The organism is Corallococcus silvisoli (assembly GCF_009909145.1).
Taxonomy (GTDB): Bacteria; Myxococcota; Myxococcia; order Myxococcales; family Myxococcaceae; genus Corallococcus; species Corallococcus silvisoli.
In genome coordinates this window covers 13,622-35,120 of record NZ_JAAAPJ010000026.1, presented here as the reverse complement: position 1 = coordinate 35,120, position 21,499 = coordinate 13,622, and the positions used below count along the sequence as shown (strand labels likewise).

Below are 21,499 nucleotides of genomic sequence, written 5' to 3'. Positions count from 1 at the left end.
CCCATGAAACCCACCGCCCTCGTCCCCGTGGTGCTCGAACGCCTGCGCGAGAAGTATCCCGACGCGAAGTACGAGCTGAACTGGAACACCCCCTTCGAGCTGCTGGTCGCCACCATCCTGGCCGCGCAGTGCACGGACGAGCGCGTCAACCGCGTCACCGCCGAGCTGTGGAAGAAGTACGACGGCCCCCAGGCCCTCGCGGACGCGGACACCGCGGAGCTGGAGGAGGACCTGAAGCCCACGGGCTTCTACAAGCAGAAGACGAAGACGGTGCAGGCCATGAGCCGCGCGCTGCTCGACGCCTTCCACGGCAAGGTGCCACCGCGCATGGAGGACCTGGTGACGCTCCCCGGCGTGGCGCGCAAGACGGCCAACGTGGTGCTCAACACCGCGTTCCAGCAGGCGTCCGGCATCATCGTGGACACGCACGTGGCCCGGGTCAGCCAGCGGCTGGGCCTGTCCAAGCAGGAGAAGCCGGAGGCCATCGAGGCGGACCTGATGAAGCTCGTGCCCAAGGACGACTGGACGTTCTTCGGCCCCGCCGTGGTGCTGCACGGCCGCTACACCTGCGTCGCCAAGAAGCCCAAGTGCGCCGAGTGCGTCCTCGACGACGTGTGCCCGAAGCTGGGCGTCGCGGCCTGAGCCGCCGCGTCACATGTGCGCGGCCACCATCAGCGCCAGCACCCAGTCCATGCCGAGCTCGAACACGATGTAGGAGGCGCCATCGAGCGAGCCGCCCAGCGCGACGCCCAGGTGGCCCAGCGGGCCCCCGAAGACCTTCACGCCCGCTTCGACGCCCAGGTTGACCGTGCTGCCCCGCGCTCCGCTCAGCGTGGGCCCCACGAGCGCCCGTCCGTAGGGCGCGAACCAGTTCGTCACGAAGTGCTGGTAGCCCACCGTGGCGTTGAGCGACACCAGCTCGTGTTCGAGCCCCAGGTTGAGCCCCAGGACCAGCCGCCGCGCCTTCAGGCCCATGGGCTGTACGTTCAAGTCCATGGACATGCCGAAGCCGCCCGACCACGGGACGCGCCAGCCCAGGCCGAACTCCACCGTCGACTTGTCGATGGCCAGCGCCTCCCAGCGCAGCCGCGAAGCGGCCTCCGCATCCCCGCGCGCGTCCTCGAGGTCCGCGAGCGCCAGCGCGCCCTCCTCCGTGTCGTCGTCGTAGGCCTTGCGCAGGGGCGGCTCCGCGCCGGTCACGTCGCCGTGCTCCAGCCGGAGCTTGCCTTGTGTCACGCAGGCGGAGGTGGAGCCCGTCGCGCACGCCAGTCCGTACGCGTGATCCGCCTCCTCCACCCGGTTGTCCACCATGAGCTGCTGGCCCCACGTCTCGCAGGCCGAGGGGCTCCCGCCTTCGCAGCGCTCCTGCAAGGTGGGGATGTGACGGGGTTGGCCGGTCGTCACGCAGGCAACCGTCATCAACAGGAACGGCCACAGGCACAGCCAACGGCCAGGGGACGCACGGGGACCACGGAGGACAGGGGCCACATCCATGGTTCACATTCAAACACACCCCACGGACGGAGGGTGTCTGGCCGGGTGCGTCTCAGCGTTGTTCCTGGGGACCAGCGCCGTCGTGGGGGCAGCCTGGGTCGCGGCCGGCGTCCTGGCCGTTCTGGCAGGGTTCGCCCGGCTTCTGCTGCTCTGGGCCCGTGTGCCCCGAACCGCCCACTCCTTGCCGGAAGCCGTTCGCGGCCTCGCGGCTGGACTCGCGGACGCTCTCGGCGGCGCGGTGGGCGCCGTGCTGGACGTCCCGGGCGGCCTCGCCTACCTGCTGCCCGGCCTGACGTGCGTTCTCGTTCACGGTCTGCTGCTGGCGTTCGTTGCAGCCCACCGCGAAGCCCACGGTTCCAATCACCCCCAGCACGACGAGCCCGTTGAAGCGGCGTGTCCACATGATGGTCTCCCCGAGGGTCCCGGCCCTCTGGGCTCAAACGTAGGCACGCCCGCATCCAGACGGAGTCCCGCTCCCCCGCCCGGACAGACAGGGGGCGCCGCTCGCCCGTCAGGCCCTGACCCGAGGCGCCTCACCGGAAGGGAATGTCTTCCCACGGCTTCGAGGCGCGTTGGGCGGCGAAGCCTCAGTAGGTGGGCTCGTCCTGAGGCTCGTCCTCGGGTTCGTCCTCGGTCGGAGCCAGGGCCTCCTCGTCCGACGCGGGTTCCTCGCTCGGAATCCCATTGAGCTCGATCGAGTCCCGTTCCGGCCCGTCCTCGTTCAACGGCGGAGCATGGACGTCCGCGGGCTTGTTGAACGCGGTGCCGGCGTTGTCCTCGCTCACGTCGGTCGCGCACCCATAGGGGCCCGTGAAGAGCCGCAGCACCTGGACCTCATCCCAGTGCCGCTCGTCGTCGAAGAGGATGGAGTCGGTGATCGTCTCCGAACCTCCCGGAGGGAGGCTGAAGTCGCCCACCCGGTCCTCCTCCACGCCTCGGCCACCTTCCGTGAGGTACGCCCGCAGGCACCCGGCCCCCGACACGCGCCGCGCGGTCAGGTTCTTCACCGTGTACGTGATGAGGTACTCGCCCGCTTCCGAATCCTGTCTCACCCGGATGTTGGACACCGCGAAGTCCGCCGCCGTCGCGTCCTCCGGCGCCTGGAAGGCCGGCGTCCCCGCCGGAGCAGGCTGACCCGACGGCAGCAACCGCGACACCTCGCTGGTCGGCTTGAGGATCCCCGCAGAGCAGGAGTACGCGGAGGTCGTGTAGAGCAGCAGCGAGCGGGCCTGCGTCCAGAATCCCCGGCTCACCCGCACCCGGTCCTCGAACGTGTCGGTCGTCTCGCCCTTCACGGTGATGCTGCCCAGCTTCACCGCGTCGATGCCCCGCCCGTGCTCGTCGTGCAGGGACAGGCACGCGTCGCCACGCCCCTGCGCCGTGCCGGGGTTGGTGAGGGTGTACGTCACCGCCACGTCGTCGCCGCTGCGCGTGAGCGCCACGTCCGAGAACCGCAACGGTTTCGCCACCTTCTCGACCGCGCCCGCGTCCTGACTCCCCGCGTCGGGTACGGCCACGGCCGCCACGCCCGCATCCAGGGGCGTGCTCGCCGCGGGAGCATCCCGCTTGCACCCCGTCCCGGCGACCCCTACCGCGCACCCCAGGAGGAGCGCGCCCAGGACATGCCCGCGCCGGTGTCCAGCCCGCATCATGAAGCCCCCTCGAGTGACACTTTCCGTCCGGTCTCATATGGGACACCGCCACGGTGCGGCAAGGTGGCCCCGCTTGGCGCGCTTGACGACGCATGGCCGGAGCGCTCGGATGCGCGCACCTATGCCCATCTCCCAGCTGCGCACCCGCGCGGAAGCCACCGACTATCAGGAAACCTCCCGCAGCGCCGACGTGGTCGCCTTCGTCGACGCGCTCTGCGGCCAGACGAAGCTCGCCAAGCGCGTGGACTTCGGCCAGAGCGGTGAAGGCCAGCCCCTCGTGTCGCTCATCCTCAGCGACCGCCAGTGCTTCACGCCGGAGCTGGCGCGCAAGCAGAAGAAGCTCATCGTGATGGTGGAGGCCAACATCCACTCCGGTGAGGTGGAGGGCAAGGAGGCGCTGCAGGCCCTGGCGCGCGAGCTCACCCTCACCTCCCTGGGCAAGAAGCTCTTGGACCGGCTGTGCCTCGTGTTCGTCCCCAACTTCAACCCGGACGGCAACGACCGCATCAGCAAGGGCAACCGCGCGTTGGACCTGAAGAACCTGGAGGGCCAGGTGAACCCGCCCGGCGGCGTGGGCACGCGCTACACCGGCGAGGGCTGGAACCTCAACCGCGACAACATGAAGCAGGAGGCGCCGGAGACGCGCGCGCTCGCGAAGCTGTATCAGGCGTGGTGGCCGCACCTCTTCGTGGACTGCCACACCACGGACGGCAGCATCCACGGCTTCGATCTCACCTTCGACGTCCCCCACGGCAACGCGACCCTGATGCACACCTCGCGCGGCTACAACCGCGAGCTGGCCGAGCGCGTGTCCGCCGCGGTGAAGAAGAAGCACGGCTTCGACAGCTTCTGGTACGGCAACTTCCGCAAGGAGGGCGACCCGCGCTCCGGCTGGCACACCTACCCCGCGCTGCCCCGCTTCGGCAGCCACTACCGCGGCCTGCTGGGCCGGCTGGACGTGCTGCTGGAGACGTACAGCTACATCGACTTCCCCCGCCGCGTCGCCGTCATCCGCGCGTGGGTGCTGGAGCTGATCCGCGACGCCGCCCGCTACGCCAAGGCCTACCGCGCCGCCACCGACTTCGAGGAGGCGGCCATCATCGCGCGCGGCAAGACGCCCGACGTGCAGGACCTCGTGGGCATCAACTACGGCGTCGCCCAGCGCGACGCGGAGGGCGCGCTGGTGTTCGACTACCCGGCCTACGTGCTGGGCGACGACACCGCCGTCATCCACTCCTTCGACGAGGCCAGCATCGAAGGCCGGCGCTACCCGGGCAAGCGCCGCAAGGTCTACAAGACGCCGCACTACCGCACCTTCGTGCCCACGCAGTCGGTGAGCACGCCGTCCGCGTACCTGGTGCCCGCGTCGCTCGCCTCCCGGCTGGAGGGCCACGGCATCCGCTTCGAGAAGCTCGCCCAGGCGCAGCGCTTCCAGGTGGACAGCTACCGCATCGCCCGCCGCGAGCAGACCTTCAGCCCGGACGTGGCCGCCAACGTGCCGCCGCCGGGGCAGGATGAAGTCCCGCTCAGCCAGAAGCCCAAGCCCGTGCGCTTCGAGACCATCCTCACCGTGGCCCCCGAGCGCTCCGAGCGCGAGTTCCCCGCGGGCACCCTCAAGGTCCCCACCGACCAGCGCACCGGCACGCTCATCACCTACCTGCTGGAGCCGCATTCGGATGACGGCCTCTGCCGCTGGCAGTTCCTGGACGACAGCCTCACCGTGGGCGAGCTGTACCCCATCCACCGGGTCGTGGAGTCCACGCGCGCGCCCCTGAAGGTGGAGTAGGTCCCCGCCGTCCGGCCTCCGGCGCCTCCGCGTGCTTTTCCCCGGGCCCTGTCGTGCCCGGCGGGATTCGCCCTAGACTGTCGCCTGCAAGACCCGCGGAGGACAGGCGGGGGCACGCGGGAGGCCCCAGATGGCTGGCTGGCTGGTCACGCCCCGAGGCATGCGCCTTCCGGGGCGCACAGGCATGACGCGCGTGGGGGGCGGCTTGGCCCTGACGCTGTGCGTGGCCCTGGGCTTCGCCGCGGTGCGCCTCTGGAGTCAATGGGACCCGCGCCCCGAGCTGCCCGCGCTGTGGCTGTCGGATGCGTCCACGCGCCCCCTGGAGGTGCGGTTGAGCCGGCCCGCCGCGGACGCCTACCGGCCCTATGTCCCGCCCCGCGCTCGGGACGCCGTGCCCCCTCCGGTGCCCCTGGGCGCGCTGTCCCGCCTGGAGGAGCGCGGCGACACGCACGGCCTGGGCCTCAGCTACCTGCTGCACGGCGATACGGAGCAGGCGCTCGCGTACCTGACGCGCACGCCGCCCTCGCTGGACCGGGACAGCGACCTGGCCGCCGTGGCGCTCCTGCGGGAGCGCCCCGACGAGGCCCTGACGCTGCTGGACGCCACGCTCGAAGCCATGCCCGACCACCCGCAGGCGCGCTGGAACCGGGCGGTGATGGCGCGCGAGCTGGGCCTGACGCTCCTGGCGGCCACCACCTTCGAGGCAGTGGCCGCGAAGGGCGAGCCCGGCTGGAGCGACGAGGCGCGCGAGCAGGCGCGAGCGCTGCGCTCCCGGCTGGGGGCACGGGCCGCCGCGTGGAAGGCCGCGCGCGACGCGTTCCTCGCCCGGTCGCGCTCACCCACCGCGCCCCTGCCGGTGGAGGCCGCGGCCCGCTTCCCGGGGCTGGCTCGCGAGTCCTTCTACGAACTGCTGGCGACCGCGGAGGAGCCCTCGCGGGTGCAGGAGCTGTGGCCGCTCGCGCGGGTGTTGGACCACGCGTCCGGGGACACCTCCGTGTTGCAGGACACCGTGCAGCGCGTGGCCGCGCTGGACTTCACGCGCCGGGCGCCGCTCGCGCGCGAGTACGCGAAGCTGGTGCGGGAGGAGCATCCCAGCCCCGAGGGCCTCGTCGAACGGCTGCGCCAGGAGGGCACGGCCCGGGACCTGCTGCTGGGCGCGCTGCTCCGCGCGCCGAGCGTGGCGCGCACCCAGGAGGAGCTGCACGCGCTGATGCACGGTGAGAGGGACCCATGGATCCTCTCGCGGCTGGCGCAAGAAGGGGCCCGGCTGGATGACCTGGCGGGACAGGAGTCCCAGGGCGGAGACCGGTTGCGGGAGGCGCTGGAAGAGTGCCGCGCGCGCAAGCTGCACCTGCGCTGCGTGGATCTGCTCGTGCGGCTGAGCCAGCGCGCGACCGCGTCGAACCGGCTGGTGGAAGCCGAGGAGTCCGCCAGGGCCGCGTGGCAGGAGGCCGCCGCGCTGGGGGAGTGGGACCGCGAGGGCACCGCGCTCGTGATGTTGGCCAACGCGACGCGGTTCCAGGTGCGGGTGGCGCTCGCGCGGGCCTACCTCGCCGAGTCCCTGGCCCGGCAACCGGACGACTGCATCGCGCGAACCCAGGTCCACCGCAACCTGGCCTCGCTGGCGCTGATGCGCTTCCGTCCGCGGGAGGCCCGGCAGGAGATGGAGGAGGCCCTGGCCTGCGGCCAGACACCCGGGTTGCAAGGCGCGTGGATCCTCGCGGACCTGGCGCGGTTGGATCCCCGTCCGTCCGACGAGGCGCGCCTCAAGGCGGAGCTGGCGCGGGTGACGCCGCTGCGGGAGAACGCGGGGCGGCGCGTGCTGGCCACGCTCATCCTGGGCCGCTTCACGGTGGACCGCGACTGGAGCGAGGGCCAGCAGGTGCTCCGCCGCACCATCGCGGAGGCGGAGCCGCTGCTGCGCACCAACGCGGACGCGCGCGACGCGCGGGCGGTGGCCTTCCAGACGCTCGCGGTGAGCGCGGGACAGGTGGGCGCCTTCCGCGACGCGATGGACGTGGTGGCCGAGAGCCTCCAGGTCTCCGTGCCAGAGGGCTGCGTCCTGGCGGCGGCGGTGGAGGGTGAGCGCACGGTGGCGGTCGTGCGTGGGCCCCAAGGCCAGCTCCAAGGCCACTACGACGCCTCCCGCACGGAGCCCCTGCGCGATGACCTGACGGGGCTGGTGCCGGCCGAGTTGGTGGAGCTGCTGCGCGGCTGCTCGCGCGTCGCGGTGCTGGCCGCGCCGCCCCTGGACAGCCGCGCGGGCATCCTCCCGCCGGACCTCGCCTGGAGCTACCGCGTGGGCACGGACACCCATGCGGCGTCCCCCGCGAAGCCGCCGCTGCACGTGGTGGTGTCGGACGTGGAGCCACCGTCGACGCTGCGGCTGGCGCGACTGCCTTCGGCGGCGGAGGCGGACCTGGCGGGAGCGCAGCGGCTGCTGCGACTCAAGGGCGCGCAGGCCACGCCCGAGCACGTGCTGGAGGCCATGGAGCAGGCCACCGACATCGACATCCACGCGCACGGCGTGGTGGACCGCGCGCTGTCGGACGCCACCGTCATCGCGCTGTCGCCGCAGCCGGATGGCCGCTACGGCCTCACCGCGGAGGAGCTGCGCCGCCGCCACCTGCATGGCGCGCCGCTGGTGGTGCTGGGCGCCTGTAGCGCGGCCCACCTCGCGCCCTTCCTGCATCAGACGAAGTCACTGCCGCAGGCCTTCGTCGCCTCGGGGGCCCGCGCCGTGTTCGCGGCCACGTCGGACATCCCCAACGACGCGGGGGCGTTCTTCCGCGCGGTGCGCGAGCGCATCCAGGCCGGCACGGAGCCCGCCCAGGCCCTGCGCGCCGAACGCCTGGACTGGCACCAGAAGCAGCCCGGCATCCGGTGGGTGGACAAGGTGCTGCTGTACCAGTAGCCGCGCGGGCCCTCCTACCCAAGACGCCCCTCAGTCGCGCGGGGGCAAGGGCGAAGGCTGGGGCTCCGCGTCGACGTCCCACGTGACATTCGGCTCCGGCAGCGCGAAGGCCTCGAACGAAACAGCGACGCCTCCGTCTGGCGCGGTGAAGCCGTACCACCACCCCACCGGAAGCAGGAGCAGCTCCCCGGGCGACAGCAGCACGTCCAGGCTCAAGGGCGCATCCCCAGGTTCGTCGGAAGCAGCCACGCGCCGCAGCTCGAACGCCGGGACGAGCTGGAGCCGCCGCACCCCATGCACCTGGGCCAGCAGCACGTTGCGCCGCGCGGCCCGCAGCGGGGCCTCCGCCGCTGGCGGGTCCCACCACAGGCGCGGCTCGCACGCCCGAGCCTCCTCCGCTGCATACCCCCGAGGCGACGCCAGGCCGCGCACCAACGGCTCCCACCGGGGTTCATCGAACAGGGGGACGCAGCACGCGTACTTCGCCGCCCGTTCGCCCAACAACGCCGCGACGCGCGCCGGAGTCCACGCCTCCTGCTCGAGCGAAGCACTCCAGTCATGCCGCAGCACCACGGGCAGGTTCTCGAAGTAGTAGCGCTCGAAGAACACGGCGGGCGTCAGCGCCTCGTGGCGCTCCACCCGGGGCGGCCCCTCCGTCTGCTGGAACAGCTCCGAATACACATCCAGCAGGCCCTCCAGCTTGCGCTGCATGCCCACCGCGCGCAGCGCCCCGGCGACGAAGGGCTCTGTCTGCTCCGCCTCCACCGCGCGCCTCGCGTCCTCCGCGCCCACCCCCGCCTTCTCCAGCGCCGCCACCAGCTCCCGTGGCAGCGTGCCGCGCAGCAGGTTCTCCACCAGCCAGCGCCGCCACTCGGGAGTCAGGGGCGAAGGCCCCGCCTGCACGTCGCGCGGCGTCTTCATCGGTGCTCCTCCGGAGGCAGGGGGCCCAACCAGCCCTCGCGCCAGCAGGTGTTGAGGCCAGGTGTCTGCTCGAAGCTCACGAACGTCACGGACAGGCTCGGCTCCAGGGCCCGCAGCGCATGCCACCATCCCACCGGAATGAAGAGCGCGTCTCCCGGCCCCACCTCCACCGTGTGCAGCGCCACGCGGGCGAAGTCCGGGAAGCGCTCCGTGTCCGGCGCCAGCACGTCCACCGCGCTGTAGAAGCCGTTCACGTTGGACATCCACGGCGTCTCCCACGACGGCGCGAGCCACACCTGCTTGCGCCCCCACACCTGGCAGAAGAGGACGTTGAGGTGATCGTGGTGCAGGTTGGACAGCGTCCCCGCGGGCCCCAGCCACACGTGCACGCGGTCCGGCCCGTGCAACTCCGGCTGGATGTAACCCGCGGGCGCGCGCAGGTCCTCCAGCAGTGGCCGGAAGGCGGCGCGCAGGAGCAGGCTGTTGCGCGCCACCAGATACATGTCGTTGCTCGGCGCATCGGCGAAGCCCGCGAGCAACTTCCGCAGCGGCACCTCCCGGCGCAGGAGGTCCGCGTGGAGGTCCGGCAGGTCCTGCGCCTCCCGCCCCGCCATCACCTCCACCGTCTCGTCACCGAAGTGCTCGGCCAGCCACGCGGGCGTCCACCGCTTCCGCGCGGGCCAGTCCTCCATCAGCCCTTCGATGACGACCGGCCGGTTGCGCCGGTAGTAGTCCGTGAAGAACGCGTCTGGAGACAGCCGCGACCGCCGCTCCACCCGCGCCCCGGCAGCCCCCTGCCGTCGCAATCCCGACCGCGCCGCGAGCAACGACTCCAGCAATCCCAGACGCGCCGCGCGCCCGCGTCCGCCCATCACCGCGGGGTGCGCCTCCGCGGAGCGAACCGTTTCCCAGGCGACCTGCGGAGCCACGCCCGCCGCTTCCAGCCGAGCCACCAGCCGCTCATGGGGGACCCCACGCACAAGGTTCTCCGCGAGCCACGTTTTCATTCTGGGGGGAATGGTGGAATTCATCGCCGGACCCCTCGAATCGGGCTGGACCTGTTGGGTTGTCCACATCCACCTAGAGCGGACTCCATGACCACTCCTGCGAACGCACATCTCATCGTCCCGAACCCCCCGCCAGCCCCTAGCGAAGACGAGACGCGCCGGAAGAAGGCCCCCGAGCCGCCCGCGCCCACGCCGCCGCCGCCCACGCCGCCCCTTCCTGAAACGCCGCGAGTCGAAAACATCAACGGCTAGCATCGGCCCAGCCGGGGCACACCTCATCCGGAGGTGTGCCACCGCGCGTTGCCACCCGGCACGTCCAGCGACTGGAACGTCACCGACACGCTCACGTCGAGCGCATGCACCTGGTGCCACCAGCCCACGGGGATGAAGAGCATCTCGCCCGGGCCCAGCACCACCTCGTGCACGTGGGCCGTGGCGAAGCCGGGGAAGCGCGCCAGGTCAGGCGCGGCCGCATCCACCGCGCTCCACACATGCTCGCGGTTGTACACGCGCGGCGTCTCGAAGGACGGAATCAACCAGAAGCGTTTGCGGCCGTGCACCTGGCAGAACAGCACCGAGTCCACGTCATGGTGCAGCGCCGTGCGAGTGCCCGCCGGCCCCACCCACAGCTTGATGCCTCCGGGTGGAGGCTGGGGTTGGAGGAAGCCGGGGGCCGGCTGCACGTCGTCCAACAAGCGGCGCAGCTCCGGCCGCTCCAGCGCGAAGTTGCGCGCGGTGAGGTACAGATCGTTGGTGGGGCCGCCGTGCTCCAGGCGGTGGAGGAAGTCCGCCAGCCGCATCACCGTGCGGCACCCATCCGGTGACAGGTCGTGGTCCGCGCGGGTGTCGCGGCCCGCCATGACCTCCACCTCCACGTCGCCCAGCTCACGCGCCAGCGCCTCCGGCCGCCAGCGCTCCAGGAGCGGCCAGCCCTCCAGGAAGTCCTCCAGGACGACGGGGCGGTGCGCGCGGTAGTAGCGGGCCTGGAACTCGCCTGCGGAGACGCCCCTGCGCCGCTCCACCCCAGCGCGCGCCTGCGCATGCAGCGCCGAGCGAACCTCCAGGAGCGACGCCACCTCCGCCCTCAGCGCCACATGCCGGGCCCCGGCCTCCACCGCCGGGTGCCGGCCAGCGCGCGCCACCTCCGAGCGAGCCTCCTCCGGGGCCACCCCTCCGGCGACCAGCGTCCGGGCCAGCGCCTCCGCCGCCACGCCGCGCAGCAGGTTCTCCGACAGCCACGCATCCCACGCGGGTGACAGGGCCATCGCGCCACTCTAGGCCAGCCGTGAAGCGGCACGGAAAGGGGGGGCTTCCCCCACATGCACCGAAGGCCAGGGCGCCGCCTAGAGGCTCAGCGCGCCCTTGAGGCCCAGCACGATGACGTTGCGCGAGGTCTCGTCGGCGCCGGGGCGGATGAACTGGAAGTTGGGCCGCAGCACGAGCCACGGCGTCGCGTGGAGGCTGTAGTACAGCTCGCCCAGGTACTCCGGCCGGGGCACCAGCACGGTGGGGTCCTGCTGCTGCTTCAGCCGCTGGGCCTCCACGTAGCGCCCGTTGGAGTGCGTGCGCCCCAGCGCGAAGCCCACGTCGTCATCCGCCCGGCCGAAGATGCCGGTGTACCCCAGGCCCAGCGTGTACTGGCTGTCCTGGGCGGACGTGTTCTGGTCCGTGTTCGTCAGGCGCAGGAACACGTTGAGCCCCTGCGCCTTGTTCTCCGCGCCCGCCACGTGGGTCAGCTGCTGGCGCGCGACGAAGTACACGCCATAGCGCCCGTCGCGCTCGACGTCGTCCAGCAGCACGTCGGGCGCGTTGGACGTGTCGTACCAGGCGCCCAGCTTGTAGGTGCCCTCCAGCCGGCCCGCGCTGAACTTCGGCGTCCACGCCAGCTCCAGGGGCAGCATCACGCCCGTCGCCCCGTGGAAGCGCCCCAGGTAGAAGGCCTCGTCCAGGTTGCGCGGGTTGATCTCGTACGCGGACAGCTGCACGTAGGCCACCTTCGCCACGTCCACGCGCAGCCGCGTGCCCCACTGGCTCACCGGCCAGTTGAACCAGTAGTTGCCCACGATGTTGCCCGGCTGCGCGCCGCAGAAGCTCAAGTTCTGGAAGTCGCAGGGGAAGTCCGCCGTGTCCTCGCCAATCGTGACGCGGCCCAGCTTCAGGTGCACCCGGTCGCCCCAGAAGAGCTGCTCGTACCAGAGCTGCGTGAGGCGCCCCACGTTGCCGCGGCCGTACACCTCCTGCACCAGCTGGAGCGTCCCCAGGTCCATGTCCGCGCCCAGGTTGTTGCCGTTGCGGTACGTGAAGGTGAACTGGAAGGTGCCGCCATGGAGGCCCGCCAGCTTCTCCATGTCCAGGCCCAGCTGCGCGTCGAGCTGGCCCGCCTGCCGCAGGGCGTGTCCCTTGCCGCCGCGCGCGTTGTAGGCCAGCTCCGTCACGTAGCGGAGCTGGGTGGAGATGCCCATCTCGAAGAGCAGCCCCCGCGGTCCCCCCAGGCTGTCGGTGAGGCCCGGAGTCATCTTCGTCTCGGAGTCGGCGGCGAACCCTGGCCCCGCGCACAGCAGGACCCACGCCGCCAGCCATCCCACCCAGGACCGTCCCCGCATCGCGACCTCCCCCTCGCACGCCTCGGGGTCCTCAATGGTCACGGCCGCAAGGATGTCCACCTGGGCCTGGGGGCCATCCGTCCCCTACCGGCCACGGCCCCCGCCCTCTTGAAGGGGCCGGGGTGTGGCACGCGACGGAGCGGCCCGCCGGGAGTGTCCTCCACCCGGCGTCGCCGCACCGCCGTCCCCGCTACTTCTGCGGCAGCGGCACCGTGCGCACGTGCAGGTCGCGCAGCTGCTTCTCGTCCACGTCGCCAGGGGCGCCCGTCATCGTGTCCGTGCCCGTCTTCGTCTTCGGGAACGGAATCACGTCGCGCAGGGACTCCGCGCCCGTCAGCAACATCACCAGGCGGTCCATGCCCAGCGCGATGCCGCCGTGCGGAGGCGCGCCGAACTTGAGCGCGTCCAGGAGGAAGCCGAACTTGGTGCGCGCCTCCTCCTCCTGGATGCCCAGCGCCTGGAAGACCTCCGCCTGCACCTTCGGATCATGCAGACGGATGGAGCCGCCGCCGATCTCGAAGCCGTTGAGCACCACGTCGTAGCGGTGGCACTTCACGCGGCCCGGATCCGTCAGCAGGTACTGCACGTCCTCGTCGTGCGGACGGGTGAAGGCGTGGTGCGCCGCCGCCCAGGTGTTCGTCTCCTCGTCGAACTCGAAGAGCGGCGGGTTCACCACCCAGAGGAACCGCCACTGGCCGCCGCTGCCGTACTCGGGGATGAGGCCCAGCTTCTTCGCCACGTGCACGCGCAGGTTCGCCATCACCGTGTGCACCAGCGACTCCCTGCCGAACTGGAACAGGATGAGGTCGCCCGTCTTCGCGTTGCACGCCTGGTTGATGGCCTGCCGCAGCGCCGGGGTGATGGTCTTGGACAGCGGGGACTGGGTCCACTCACCGCCCTCGCCCACCTTCGCGCGCGCCAGACCGCGGGCGCCCGCCTGCTTCGCGAAGTCCTCCAGCTTGTCGCTCTCCGCGCGGGACAGCGCCTTCTCCGCCGGGACGACCATCGCCTTGACGATGCCCTTCTCCTGCACCGCGTCCCACATCATCGGCACGCCGCCCGCGGCGCCGTGCTCGCGGATGACGTCCGTGAGCACCACGTGCTCCAGCCCGAAGCGCAGGTCCGGCTTGTCGTTGCCGTACTTCGCCATGGACTCGTAGAAGTCCATCCGCTGGAACGGCGTCGGGATGTCCAGGCCCAGCACCTCGCCCCACAGCTTCTTCAGCAGCCCTTCGATGATGGTGAAGATGTCGTCCTGGGTGACGAAGCTCATCTCCACGTCGATCTGCGTGAACTCCGGCTGCCGGTCCAGGCGCAGGTCCTCGTCGCGGAAGCACTTCACGATCTGGAAGTACCGGTCGAAGCCCGCGACCATGAACAGCTGCTTGTAGAGCTGCGGGCTCTCCGCCAGCGCGTAGAACTTGCCCGGGTTGAGCCGGCTGGGGACCAGGAAGTTGCGCGCGCCGCCCGGCGTGTACTTGCCCATGAAGGGCGTCTCCAGCTCCAGGAAGCCGTTGCCCACCATGTACGAGCGCGTGAGCGCGTTCATCTTCGAGCGCGTCATCAACGTCTTCTGCAGGGGGCCCCGGCGCAGGTCCAGGTAGCGGTGGGCCAGGCGCTTCTCCTCGGAGGTGTCCACGTTGTCCTCGATGAGGAACGGCGTGGGCTCCGAGCGGTTGAAGATGGTCAGGTCCGAGGCCTTCACCTCGATCTCCCCCGTCTTCATCTTCGGGTTCACGTTCTTGCCGCGCGAGAGCACCTTGCCCTTGATGCCGACGCAGTACTCCAGGCGCAGGTGGCCGGCCGTCTCATGGGCCTCCTTGCTGTCCGGCTCGAACACCACCTGGGTCAGCCCGTCGCGATCCCTCAGGTCGATGAACACCGCGCCGCCGTGATCGCGGCGATTGTGCACCCAGCCGAAGAGGACCACCTCTTCGCCAACGTTCGCGGCCGTGAGTTGACCGCAGGTATGGGTACGCTTGACCTCGGAGATGAACGGAACTGCCATGGGGACCGCCTGCGTTTGGTTCGGGAGAGAAGGCCGGGCACCATAGCGGATCGTGGAAACGACGCGTCAAGGAATCCATGGCTCACGCCCCGCTGCGTCCACCCCTGGATCCTCCTCGGAAGATGGGCATTGGAGCAGGCAAGGCGGCCCATCCCCGCAACCCTGCGCCGGCTTCCGGGTTGATGGGGGCATGCAGGGGGACCAGGAGATCCGTCGCAGGTCCGGGGGCATGGCCGCGTGCGCCCGCGCCGGGCTCGTGTTGTGGGCATTGTGGGGGCCGGGGACCGCCGCCGGGGCGGAGCGCGCGGACAGCTCGCTCACGCTCGAGGCGAGCGCCGGCCACGGCGATGCCCTCTGGAGCCTGCTGGGGGATGTGGGCGTGGGCGAGGCGACCTACCTCACGCTCGGCTACACCGGGGCGCGGCCGGAGTCCGGCACCGCCGCCACCCACCAACTCTCCGTCGGCGTGGATCACCTGGCGGGCGACCACTGGCTCGTGTCTGGCGCCGTCAGCGTGGGCCTGGGCAAGGGCTCCGACACGGAGCTGACCCCGGAGTACCCCCGGCTCGACATCCCTGGCCTCACCGCCCGGACGGGCTACAGCAGCCAGTCCTTGCAGCTGGGGGCGGCCTGGGACTCCGCCGGCTTCGCCACCTGGGAGTACGGCCTGGACGCGGGCCTGGGCGTCAGCCGCTACCCGCTGCGCCGCCAGCTCCTCACCATCGCCGGCGACACCCGGAGCGTGCGGTACGCGCAGGAGGACATCCTCTGGGCGGCCCGGCCCACCCTGGGGGGCCGGCTCATCTGGGACGCCCGCTGGGAGCTGGGCCTGCGCGGGGGCTTCTCCTTCTACAGCGAGGACCCGCTCACCGCGGGCCAGTTCACCGACGCGGAGACGGCGACCCTGGAGGCCCAGCTGGAGAGCAAGGTCGCCACCCGGAAGCTCCTGGCGCGCCTGCGCCGGCGGCAGCTGCGCGACCTGGGCACGGCCGTGACCCGGCGCCTGGAGGAAGTCAACGCCGGCACCGGCTTCCCCTCCGCCCCCGCCCGCTTCGACGTGAAGCCGTCCCTCACCTGGCGGCTGGGCCCCGCGCTGCGCGGCCAGCTGTCCTACGCCTTCACCCGGTACGTCCCCACCCAGGGCGTGGCCCATGTGGTGGCCACCCGGTGGACGGTGCGCCTGGGGGAAACGGTGCGGATGTGGGCCTCCGTGGCCCTCCAGCGGGACGTCCCGGAGGACGGCCCGGCGGAGTCCTCCGGACTCCTGACACTCGGAGGGGAATACACGTTCTGAGCGGTCCGGAGTAAAACGGCGTCATGCTCCGAACAGTCATCACCGCCGCCGTCGGGCTGACCCTGGCCGCCGGCTGCGCGCCGGACAGCGAGGCCCCCGTGCGGGTCTCCGTCCTCGCGCGCTCCAGCAACGGCCAGTACGTCCCCACTCAGGTCGAACTCACCACCATCGAGGACATCGTCGGCCTGAAGGGCAGCGTCGGCGACCTCCAGGGTGGCGCTCGCATCGTCATCGACGCGAACGACCCCGCGCTCCAGAACGCCACGGTCGACACCCTCGAGGATGTGCTGCTCAAGAAGACCGGCCACGACGTGAAGGCCAGCTACATCAGCCAGAAGGACCCGACGACGGGCCAGGACGTCCTCTGGCCGGCGGACTTCCACTCCTGGAACATGGTGACCTCGTATTACAACCTCGAGCGCGCCAACGAGTACTTCCGCACCGTCGCCAACGTGAAGGTGGCGTCGTTCGAACCGACGCCCAGGCTCTACTACTTCCCGGAGTTCATCCAGGCGCAGTCGAGCAAGGAGCCGGCGCGCGACAACGCCATCTTCTACCCGGTGCTCCAGTCCTTCCTGGTGCTGCCGTTCGATCAAATCCAGCGCGCCCCCCTGCCGCTCAACGCGGCGGTGATGGCGCACGAGTACTCGCACCTGGTCTTCAACCGGCTGGCGTACGCCACCCAGTCGCTGCCCGTGTCGCTGTCCACCTGGTCGGCGGAGAGCCCCAGCCCGGGCGCCAACGTGCTCAAGTCCTTCGACGAGGGCCTGGCGGACTACCACGCCTACGGCGCCACCTGCCGCAGCCCCAGCGGGTGTGATCCGCGCTTCCTCGCGTCCTCCTTCGACGGCGGCCCGTTCTCCGCGGTCACGGACGCGCGCGACCTGTCCAATGGCAACCGGTGCATGAGCGCGCTGCTGTACAACAGGCTCTACGGCCTGGACGTGGGCTCCTTCTCCGGCGAGGGCAGCGAGTACCAGGTGGGCACGCTGCTGGCGACCGCGCTCTACCAGGCGGGCCGCTCCAGCGGGCAGGAGGCGCAGCTGCAGCGCGCCATCGTCTCCGCGTACTACGACACGGACCCCTCGAACCCGGGCATCTATCAGCTCAGCCAGCTCGTGTTGGGCAACCAGTCGCTGTTCACGCTGGCCGTCCCCGCCAGCGCCATCATCTCGCACATCACCGACCTGGAGCTGCGCAAGGCCGTCTGCAACGAGTTCATGGATCACCTGCAGATCCCGCGCGCTGACCTCATCGGCGACAACCTCTGCCCGCCCAGCACCGCGGGCGGCACCACCTGCCCCAACATCTTCCAGTGAGGCCCGCTCCCTTGAACACCTGGCTCAAGGCCTGCCTCGCTGGCGGCCTGCTCCTCGCCCCCGCCGCGCTCGCCCAGAGCGCGGACGACGACGACCCCTACGCCTACCCGGAGGACGTGGCGGACCGCAACGCCAAGAAGGCCCAGAAGGACGACGACGACGCCTACGACCGACGCCGCAAGCTGGTGGACGAGACGGACGAGTTCCGCGAAGCCGCCGAGCGGGAGAACGACGACGGCTTCCATCGCATGGCCCGCCTGGACGACCCCAACCTGGGCGTCGCGGTGGAGCTGGTGGGCGGACTGTTGATGGTGGACAGCGCCCGCGGCGACTTCTCCGACAACCGCCCCGGCCTGGGCGTGCGCGCCACCTGGGAGTTCGGCCGCTCGCTCATCACGGAGAACGAGACCCTGCGCGAAGCCCTCTTCGCGGACCTGCGCTGGCTCTACGGCAGCCTCAGTGACGGCACGGAATTCATCAAGGGGGACACGCGGCTTCACTACTTCACGCTCGCGCCCGCCTGGTTGTTCCGCTTCGGGGACTCGCCCTTCGGCTTCTACCTGCAGGCAGGCGCCGGCCTCGCCTACCAGAACACCGGCATCACCATTGGTGAGAACGAGACCAAGGTGAACGGCCTCAAGCCCCTCATCCAGTACGGCGTCGGCCTGCGCGGGCGCCCCGCCCTGTCGCGCTCGCTGCACCTCACCTTCCGACTGGAGGCCATGGGGCTGCGCCGAGGCTACGCCAACGACATCTTCCTGGGCGCCAGCGCCGGCGTCGGCTTCTAGAACGCCCCGGATGAACCTTGGCCCCCGCTCCCTTCCCCGCCGGGGAGCGGACGCGGGGGTTGAACTTTCTTCTCACTCCATGCCCTGGCCTTGCTCCCTCGGATTGGCGGTGCCAGGAGACGCTTCCCTGGCATGCCCCCTGCTTACGTCGCCGGGGGTTGGGGGAGTCAGGGCGCCGGAGGGAGGTGGACCGTGAAGGGTGAGCACGAGCAGCGGCAGGGCGGCAAGCACTGGGATCCCGTGTGCGGCAGGCACCTGGAAACGCCAGAAGGCCACCCCTCGTCGGAGTACAAGCGGCGGCGGTACTTCTTCTGCTCGGAGGGCTGCCGCTCCGCCTTCGAGCGCCAGGCGGAGCGCTTCCGCCTCAACGAGTTGGCGCGGGCCGGGGCGTTGATGTCGCCCGGCCGGGTGCGCTGGGGCCTCGCGTAGCGCGGACATCGCCCCGGGGCTCCAGAAGCCCCAGGGGGATGCATCAGGCGGCCTGACGCACGTCCTTGAGGCGCAGGGACAGCTTGCGCTGCCCCCGGAAGGTGTCGAAGCCGGCCTGGAAGGCCAGGTCCACCGGCCCCTCCACCAGCGACACGCGATCCGCCATGCCGAAGCCGATGGCGTCCAGCTCCGGCGCGTCCAGCAGGGCGAGCTTGAGGTGGCCCGCGCCGCTGACACCGGACTTGGCGGGCAGCACGCGCGGCCGGGCCGTCTGGCCGCGCAGCACCAGCACGGGCTCCGGGTTGCCCTGGCCGAAGGGCCCCAGCCGCTGGAGGGACTCCACCGCCGTCGCGTCCAGGTCGCGGGGATTCACCACCGCGTCCACGCGGCAGCGCGGAATCAGGTCCTCGGGCGTCAGGCGCTGCTGGGCGATCTTCGCGAAGGCTTCACGGAAGGCGGGCAGTTGCTTCGCGTCCACGGTGAGGCCGGCGGCGTGCTTGTGCCCGCCGTAGCGCGTGAGCAGGTCCGCGCAGCCGGTGAGCGCGTCGTACAGGTGGAACGCCTCGATGCTGCGCGCCGAGCCCTTCCCCACGCCGTCCTTCACGCCCACCATCACCGTGGGCCGGTGGAAGCGCTCCACCACGCGCGACGCGACGATGCCGATGACACCGGGGTGCCAGCCCTCGTCGTAGAGCACGAAGCCGCGCGCGTCCCGGTGCTCCTCCGCCTGCGCCAGCGCCTGCGTGAGGATGCTGCTCTCGATGCCCTGGCGCTCCGCGTTCGCCCGGTCCAGCACCTGCGCCAGCGAGCGCGCCGTCTCCACGGAGTCCGCGCACAAAAGCTGGAGCCCCAGCGACGCGTCATGCAGGCGGCCCGCCGCGTTGATGCGGGGCCCCAGGCGGAAGCCCACCTGCCCCGCGGTGACGGCGGCATCCGGCTCCAGGCCGGCCACCTCCTTCAGCGCGCGGATGCCGGGGCGGCGGCCCTGGGAGAGCTCCTGGAGGCCGTGCGCCACGAGGATGCGGTTGGCGCCGGTGAGCGGCACCACGTCCGCCACGGTGGCCAGGGCCACCAGGTCCATCAGCGCCTTGAGGTTGGGCTCCTTGCGCGTGGCGAAGAAGCCGTCATCGCGCAGGCGCTTGCGCAGCCCCATGCAGAGGTTGAAGGCCACACCCGCGGCGCACAGCACCTTGGTGGGGTACTCGCAGCCGGGCTGATGCGGGTTGAGCACCGCCGTGGCGGGCGGCAGCGTGGGCGGCACCGTGTGGTGGTCCACCACCACGACGTCCAGGCCCATCTCCTTCGCGCGCGCGATCTCCGCCACGGAGGTGATGCCGCAGTCCAGCGTCACCAGCAGGCGCGTGCCGTCCTGCGCGATGCGCTCCACCGCGCCCAGGTTGAGGCCGTAGCCCTCGTCCAGCCGGTGGGGGATGTACGTGGCGGGGGTGGCGCCCAGCTCCTTGAGGAACAGGTACATGAGCGAGGTGGAGGACACGCCGTCCACGTCGTAGTCCCCGTAGAGCGTCACCTTCTCTTTGAGCCGCACGGCGCGCAGCACGCGCTCCACCGCGGGGCCCATGCCCTTCATCCGGAACGGGTCCGGCAGGTCCGCCAGCCGGTCCGACAGGAAGGCCGATGCCGCCTCGGGCGTGCGGTAGCCCCGGTGGAGCAACACCCTTGCCGCCAACGGGTGCAGCGACAGCTCACCCGCAAGCGAACCCACCTCCTGCTCGACGACGTCTGGAAGCAACCACCGCATGGAAGAAGACAGTACCTCAGACGTCCGACCAAGGCAGTCCAACCCGACCACTCACACCACCCTCCTGCACGTCCGTTCAGACACACACTCGGCTGCCTTCCCGCCGTCCACCTGCACCGCGGGTGCGCGGTGCCCGGCCCCCAGGCCGCACCCGTCGGCGTGCGCGGCACGTCCCGCGTCCTCGACGACGAGGACTTCACGCATCGGCACCGCACCGGAGCGCGCCCCTCACGCGGAGCGCGAGCGTCGAGCACGCCGGCCTCGCGCGAAAAAGTGAAGGGCCCTCGCTCCCACGGATGGGAGGAGGGCCCTCGTCACTTCAAGGCGTCACGAACCGGGACGGCTTCAGGCCGCCTTCGCCTCGTGCTTGGTGCCCGAGTGGCCCTCGCGGGAGTGCGCGCGCTCGTCCAGCCAGATGACCACCGGGCTGGCGATGTACACGGACGAGTACGTGCCCACGAGGATGCCCACCAGCATCGCCATGGCGAAGTCGAAGATCTCGCCCACGCCGAAGATGAGCAGACCGATGAGCGACAGCGCCGTCACGCCGGAGGTGAGGATGGTGCGGCCCAGCGTGTCGTTGACCGCGATGTTGATGACCTCCGGCAGGGGCTTGCCCTTGTACTTGGCCATGTCCTCGCGGATGCGGTCGTAGATGACGATGGTGTCGTTCACCGAGTAGCCCACGATGGTGAGCAGCGCGGCGATGGACGTGAGGTTGAACTCGCGCCGGCTCACCAGGTAGTAGCCCGCCACCATGATGACGTCGTGGAGCATGGCCAGCAGCGCGCCCGGGCCGAACTTGAAGTCGAACCGGAATGCCACGTAGATGAGGATCGCGACCATGGAGTACACGAGCGCCATCACGCCGCGGTTGCGCAGCTGCTTGCCCACCTGCGGGCCCACGTAGTCCACGCGGCGCTGCTCGAAGTTGGGCTTGTCCAGACCGGCGCTCAGCGCGGCGAACACCTTGTCCGCCATGCCGCTCGCCACGACCTGGTAGTCGTAGCCCGTGCCGCCCTGGTTCGCGCCCAGGTCACGCACCTCCTGCACGCCGATGCCCGCGCCCTCGACCGCCTTCTTCACGGCCTCCACGGACATGGGCTTCACGGAGCGGAAGTTGACGATGCCGTTCGCCATGTCGGCGTAGACATTGCGCGTCTCGCCCAGGCCCTGGATGGCCGCCTTGGCGTGCTCCGCGTTCTCCTCGGTGAGCTGCGTGACGCCGCCCATGCGCAGGAGGAAGGAGTTCTCCTCGGCCGCGCCCACGCCCTGGACGCTGACGTCGTGCAGGCCGCCGGCCTGCGCGCGCTCGCGCACCTGCTCCGCGGTGGTGGGCGTGTCGTACTTCAGCTCCACCACCGTGCCGCCGGCGAAGTCCACGCCGAAGTTGAACCCCACCGCGGCGATGCCCACGATGATGGCCAGGTTCAGCAGGGTGGAGATGAAGAGGGCCGGCTTGCGCTTGCCGATGAAGTCGAAGTTCGTCTTGTGCTTGAGAATCTGCATGGCGGGTTCCCGTGGC

At 71.0% G+C, this 21,499-nt stretch carries 17 protein-coding genes; 7 read left to right on the top strand and 10 right to left on the bottom strand.

Annotated features, from left to right (window positions below):
* Positions 1-3 precede the first annotated feature (3 nt).
* The gene (gene nth, locus GTY96_RS34530; RefSeq protein ID WP_143908554.1) at positions 4-642 is read left to right on the top strand and encodes an endonuclease III; all 639 of its coding nucleotides are present in this window, start codon (positions 4-6) and stop codon (positions 640-642) included.
* Between the two features lie 9 nt (positions 643-651).
* Here the strand turns inward: nth and GTY96_RS34525 are convergent, their stop codons facing one another.
* The 3 genes from GTY96_RS34525 to GTY96_RS34515 all read right to left on the bottom strand — a co-directional run bounded on the left by GTY96_RS34525 (position 652) and on the right by GTY96_RS34515 (position 3,146).
* On the bottom strand, positions 652-1,404 hold the full coding sequence (locus tag GTY96_RS34525; RefSeq protein ID WP_143908552.1) for a hypothetical protein: 753 nt from the start codon (positions 1,402-1,404) through the stop codon (positions 652-654).
* Between the two features lie 142 nt (positions 1,405-1,546).
* Positions 1,547-1,897 (bottom strand): hypothetical protein, encoded by a 351-nt coding sequence (locus GTY96_RS34520; RefSeq protein WP_186002179.1) that lies wholly within the window; start codon positions 1,895-1,897, stop codon positions 1,547-1,549.
* A 184-nt stretch (positions 1,898-2,081) separates the two neighbouring features.
* Positions 2,082-3,146, bottom strand: a complete 1,065-nt coding sequence (locus GTY96_RS34515; RefSeq protein WP_161666949.1) for a hypothetical protein — start codon at positions 3,144-3,146, stop codon at positions 2,082-2,084.
* A gap of 109 nt (positions 3,147-3,255) precedes the next feature.
* Here GTY96_RS34515 and GTY96_RS34510 point away from each other — a divergent pair, with 109 nt between their 5' ends.
* Together GTY96_RS34510 and GTY96_RS34505 are read left to right on the top strand one after the other, a co-directional pair.
* Positions 3,256-4,932 carry a M14 family metallopeptidase gene (locus GTY96_RS34510; RefSeq protein ID WP_235686072.1) on the top strand — a complete coding sequence of 559 codons (1,677 nt, stop codon included), beginning with the start codon at positions 3,256-3,258 and terminating at the stop codon, positions 4,930-4,932.
* 130 nt (positions 4,933-5,062) lie between these two features.
* Positions 5,063-7,846 carry a CHAT domain-containing protein gene (locus tag GTY96_RS34505; RefSeq protein WP_161666948.1) on the top strand — a complete coding sequence of 928 codons (2,784 nt, stop codon included), beginning with the start codon at positions 5,063-5,065 and terminating at the stop codon, positions 7,844-7,846.
* A gap of 30 nt (positions 7,847-7,876) precedes the next feature.
* Here GTY96_RS34505 and GTY96_RS34500 read toward each other — a convergent pair whose 3' ends face one another.
* From GTY96_RS34500 to aspS, 5 genes are all read right to left on the bottom strand, one after another.
* Positions 7,877-8,767 carry a hypothetical protein gene (locus tag GTY96_RS34500; protein WP_161666947.1) on the bottom strand — a complete coding sequence of 297 codons (891 nt, stop codon included), beginning with the start codon at positions 8,765-8,767 and terminating at the stop codon, positions 7,877-7,879.
* Entirely contained in the window at positions 8,764-9,720 is a 957-nt protein-coding gene (locus tag GTY96_RS34495) for a cupin-like domain-containing protein (protein ID WP_328701101.1), read from the bottom strand. Before GTY96_RS34495 ends, GTY96_RS34500 begins: the two co-directional genes overlap by 4 nt.
* Before the next feature lie 329 nt (positions 9,721-10,049).
* A complete protein-coding gene (locus GTY96_RS34490) occupies positions 10,050-11,039 on the bottom strand; it encodes a cupin-like domain-containing protein (RefSeq protein WP_161666946.1) in 990 nt (329 codons plus the stop codon).
* A gap of 78 nt (positions 11,040-11,117) precedes the next feature.
* Complete coding sequence (locus GTY96_RS34485; RefSeq protein WP_161666945.1) at positions 11,118-12,419, bottom strand: carbohydrate porin; 1,302 nt, start codon at positions 12,417-12,419, stop codon at positions 11,118-11,120.
* Positions 12,420-12,567: 148 nt separating this feature from the next.
* Positions 12,568-14,385, bottom strand: coding sequence for an aspartate--tRNA ligase (gene aspS, locus GTY96_RS34480; protein ID WP_143908539.1), 1,818 nt, complete (start codon positions 14,383-14,385; stop codon positions 12,568-12,570).
* 190 nt (positions 14,386-14,575) lie between these two features.
* On the opposite strand from aspS, the gene GTY96_RS34475 reads away from it, so the two are divergent.
* From GTY96_RS34475 to GTY96_RS38080, 4 genes are all read left to right on the top strand, one after another.
* Positions 14,576-15,679 carry a hypothetical protein gene (locus tag GTY96_RS34475; protein WP_161666944.1) on the top strand — a complete coding sequence of 368 codons (1,104 nt, stop codon included), beginning with the start codon at positions 14,576-14,578 and terminating at the stop codon, positions 15,677-15,679.
* Between the two features lie 23 nt (positions 15,680-15,702).
* The gene (locus tag GTY96_RS34470) at positions 15,703-16,998 is read left to right on the top strand and encodes a hypothetical protein (RefSeq protein ID WP_161666943.1); all 1,296 of its coding nucleotides are present in this window, start codon (positions 15,703-15,705) and stop codon (positions 16,996-16,998) included.
* 11 nt (positions 16,999-17,009) lie between these two features.
* On the top strand, positions 17,010-17,786 hold the full coding sequence (locus GTY96_RS34465) for a hypothetical protein (protein WP_143908533.1): 777 nt from the start codon (positions 17,010-17,012) through the stop codon (positions 17,784-17,786).
* Between the two features lie 192 nt (positions 17,787-17,978).
* The gene (locus GTY96_RS38080) at positions 17,979-18,215 is read left to right on the top strand and encodes a YHS domain-containing protein (protein WP_255442942.1); all 237 of its coding nucleotides are present in this window, start codon (positions 17,979-17,981) and stop codon (positions 18,213-18,215) included.
* Between the two features lie 43 nt (positions 18,216-18,258).
* Here the strand turns inward: GTY96_RS38080 and recJ are convergent, their stop codons facing one another.
* A complete protein-coding gene (gene recJ, locus GTY96_RS34455) occupies positions 18,259-19,974 on the bottom strand; it encodes a single-stranded-DNA-specific exonuclease RecJ (protein ID WP_143908529.1) in 1,716 nt (571 codons plus the stop codon).
* Between the two features lie 345 nt (positions 19,975-20,319).
* Entirely contained in the window at positions 20,320-21,483 is a 1,164-nt protein-coding gene (secF, locus tag GTY96_RS34450; RefSeq protein ID WP_143908527.1) for a protein translocase subunit SecF, read from the bottom strand.
* Positions 21,484-21,499: the final 16 nt, after the last annotated feature.

Excerpts from the sequence above, each read along its gene's own strand:
- nth (WP_143908554.1), top strand. The coding sequence starts at position 4 with ATGAAACCCACCGCCCTCGTCCCCGTGGTGCTCGAACGCCTGCGCGAG.
- GTY96_RS34520 (WP_186002179.1), bottom strand. The coding sequence starts at position 1,897 with ATGTGGACACGCCGCTTCAACGGGCTCGTCGTGCTGGGGGTGATTGGA.
- GTY96_RS34515 (WP_161666949.1), bottom strand. The coding sequence starts at position 3,146 with ATGATGCGGGCTGGACACCGGCGCGGGCATGTCCTGGGCGCGCTCCTC.
- GTY96_RS34510 (WP_235686072.1), top strand. The coding sequence starts at position 3,256 with ATGCGCGCACCTATGCCCATCTCCCAGCTGCGCACCCGCGCGGAAGCC.
- GTY96_RS34505 (WP_161666948.1), top strand. The coding sequence starts at position 5,063 with ATGGCTGGCTGGCTGGTCACGCCCCGAGGCATGCGCCTTCCGGGGCGC.
- GTY96_RS34500 (WP_161666947.1), bottom strand. The coding sequence starts at position 8,767 with ATGAAGACGCCGCGCGACGTGCAGGCGGGGCCTTCGCCCCTGACTCCC.
- GTY96_RS34490 (WP_161666946.1), bottom strand. The coding sequence starts at position 11,039 with ATGGCCCTGTCACCCGCGTGGGATGCGTGGCTGTCGGAGAACCTGCTG.
- aspS (WP_143908539.1), bottom strand. The coding sequence starts at position 14,385 with ATGGCAGTTCCGTTCATCTCCGAGGTCAAGCGTACCCATACCTGCGGT.
- GTY96_RS34475 (WP_161666944.1), top strand. The coding sequence starts at position 14,576 with ATGCAGGGGGACCAGGAGATCCGTCGCAGGTCCGGGGGCATGGCCGCG.
- GTY96_RS34470 (WP_161666943.1), top strand. The coding sequence starts at position 15,703 with ATGCTCCGAACAGTCATCACCGCCGCCGTCGGGCTGACCCTGGCCGCC.
- recJ (WP_143908529.1), bottom strand. The coding sequence starts at position 19,974 with ATGCGGTGGTTGCTTCCAGACGTCGTCGAGCAGGAGGTGGGTTCGCTT.
- secF (WP_143908527.1), bottom strand. The coding sequence starts at position 21,483 with ATGCAGATTCTCAAGCACAAGACGAACTTCGACTTCATCGGCAAGCGC.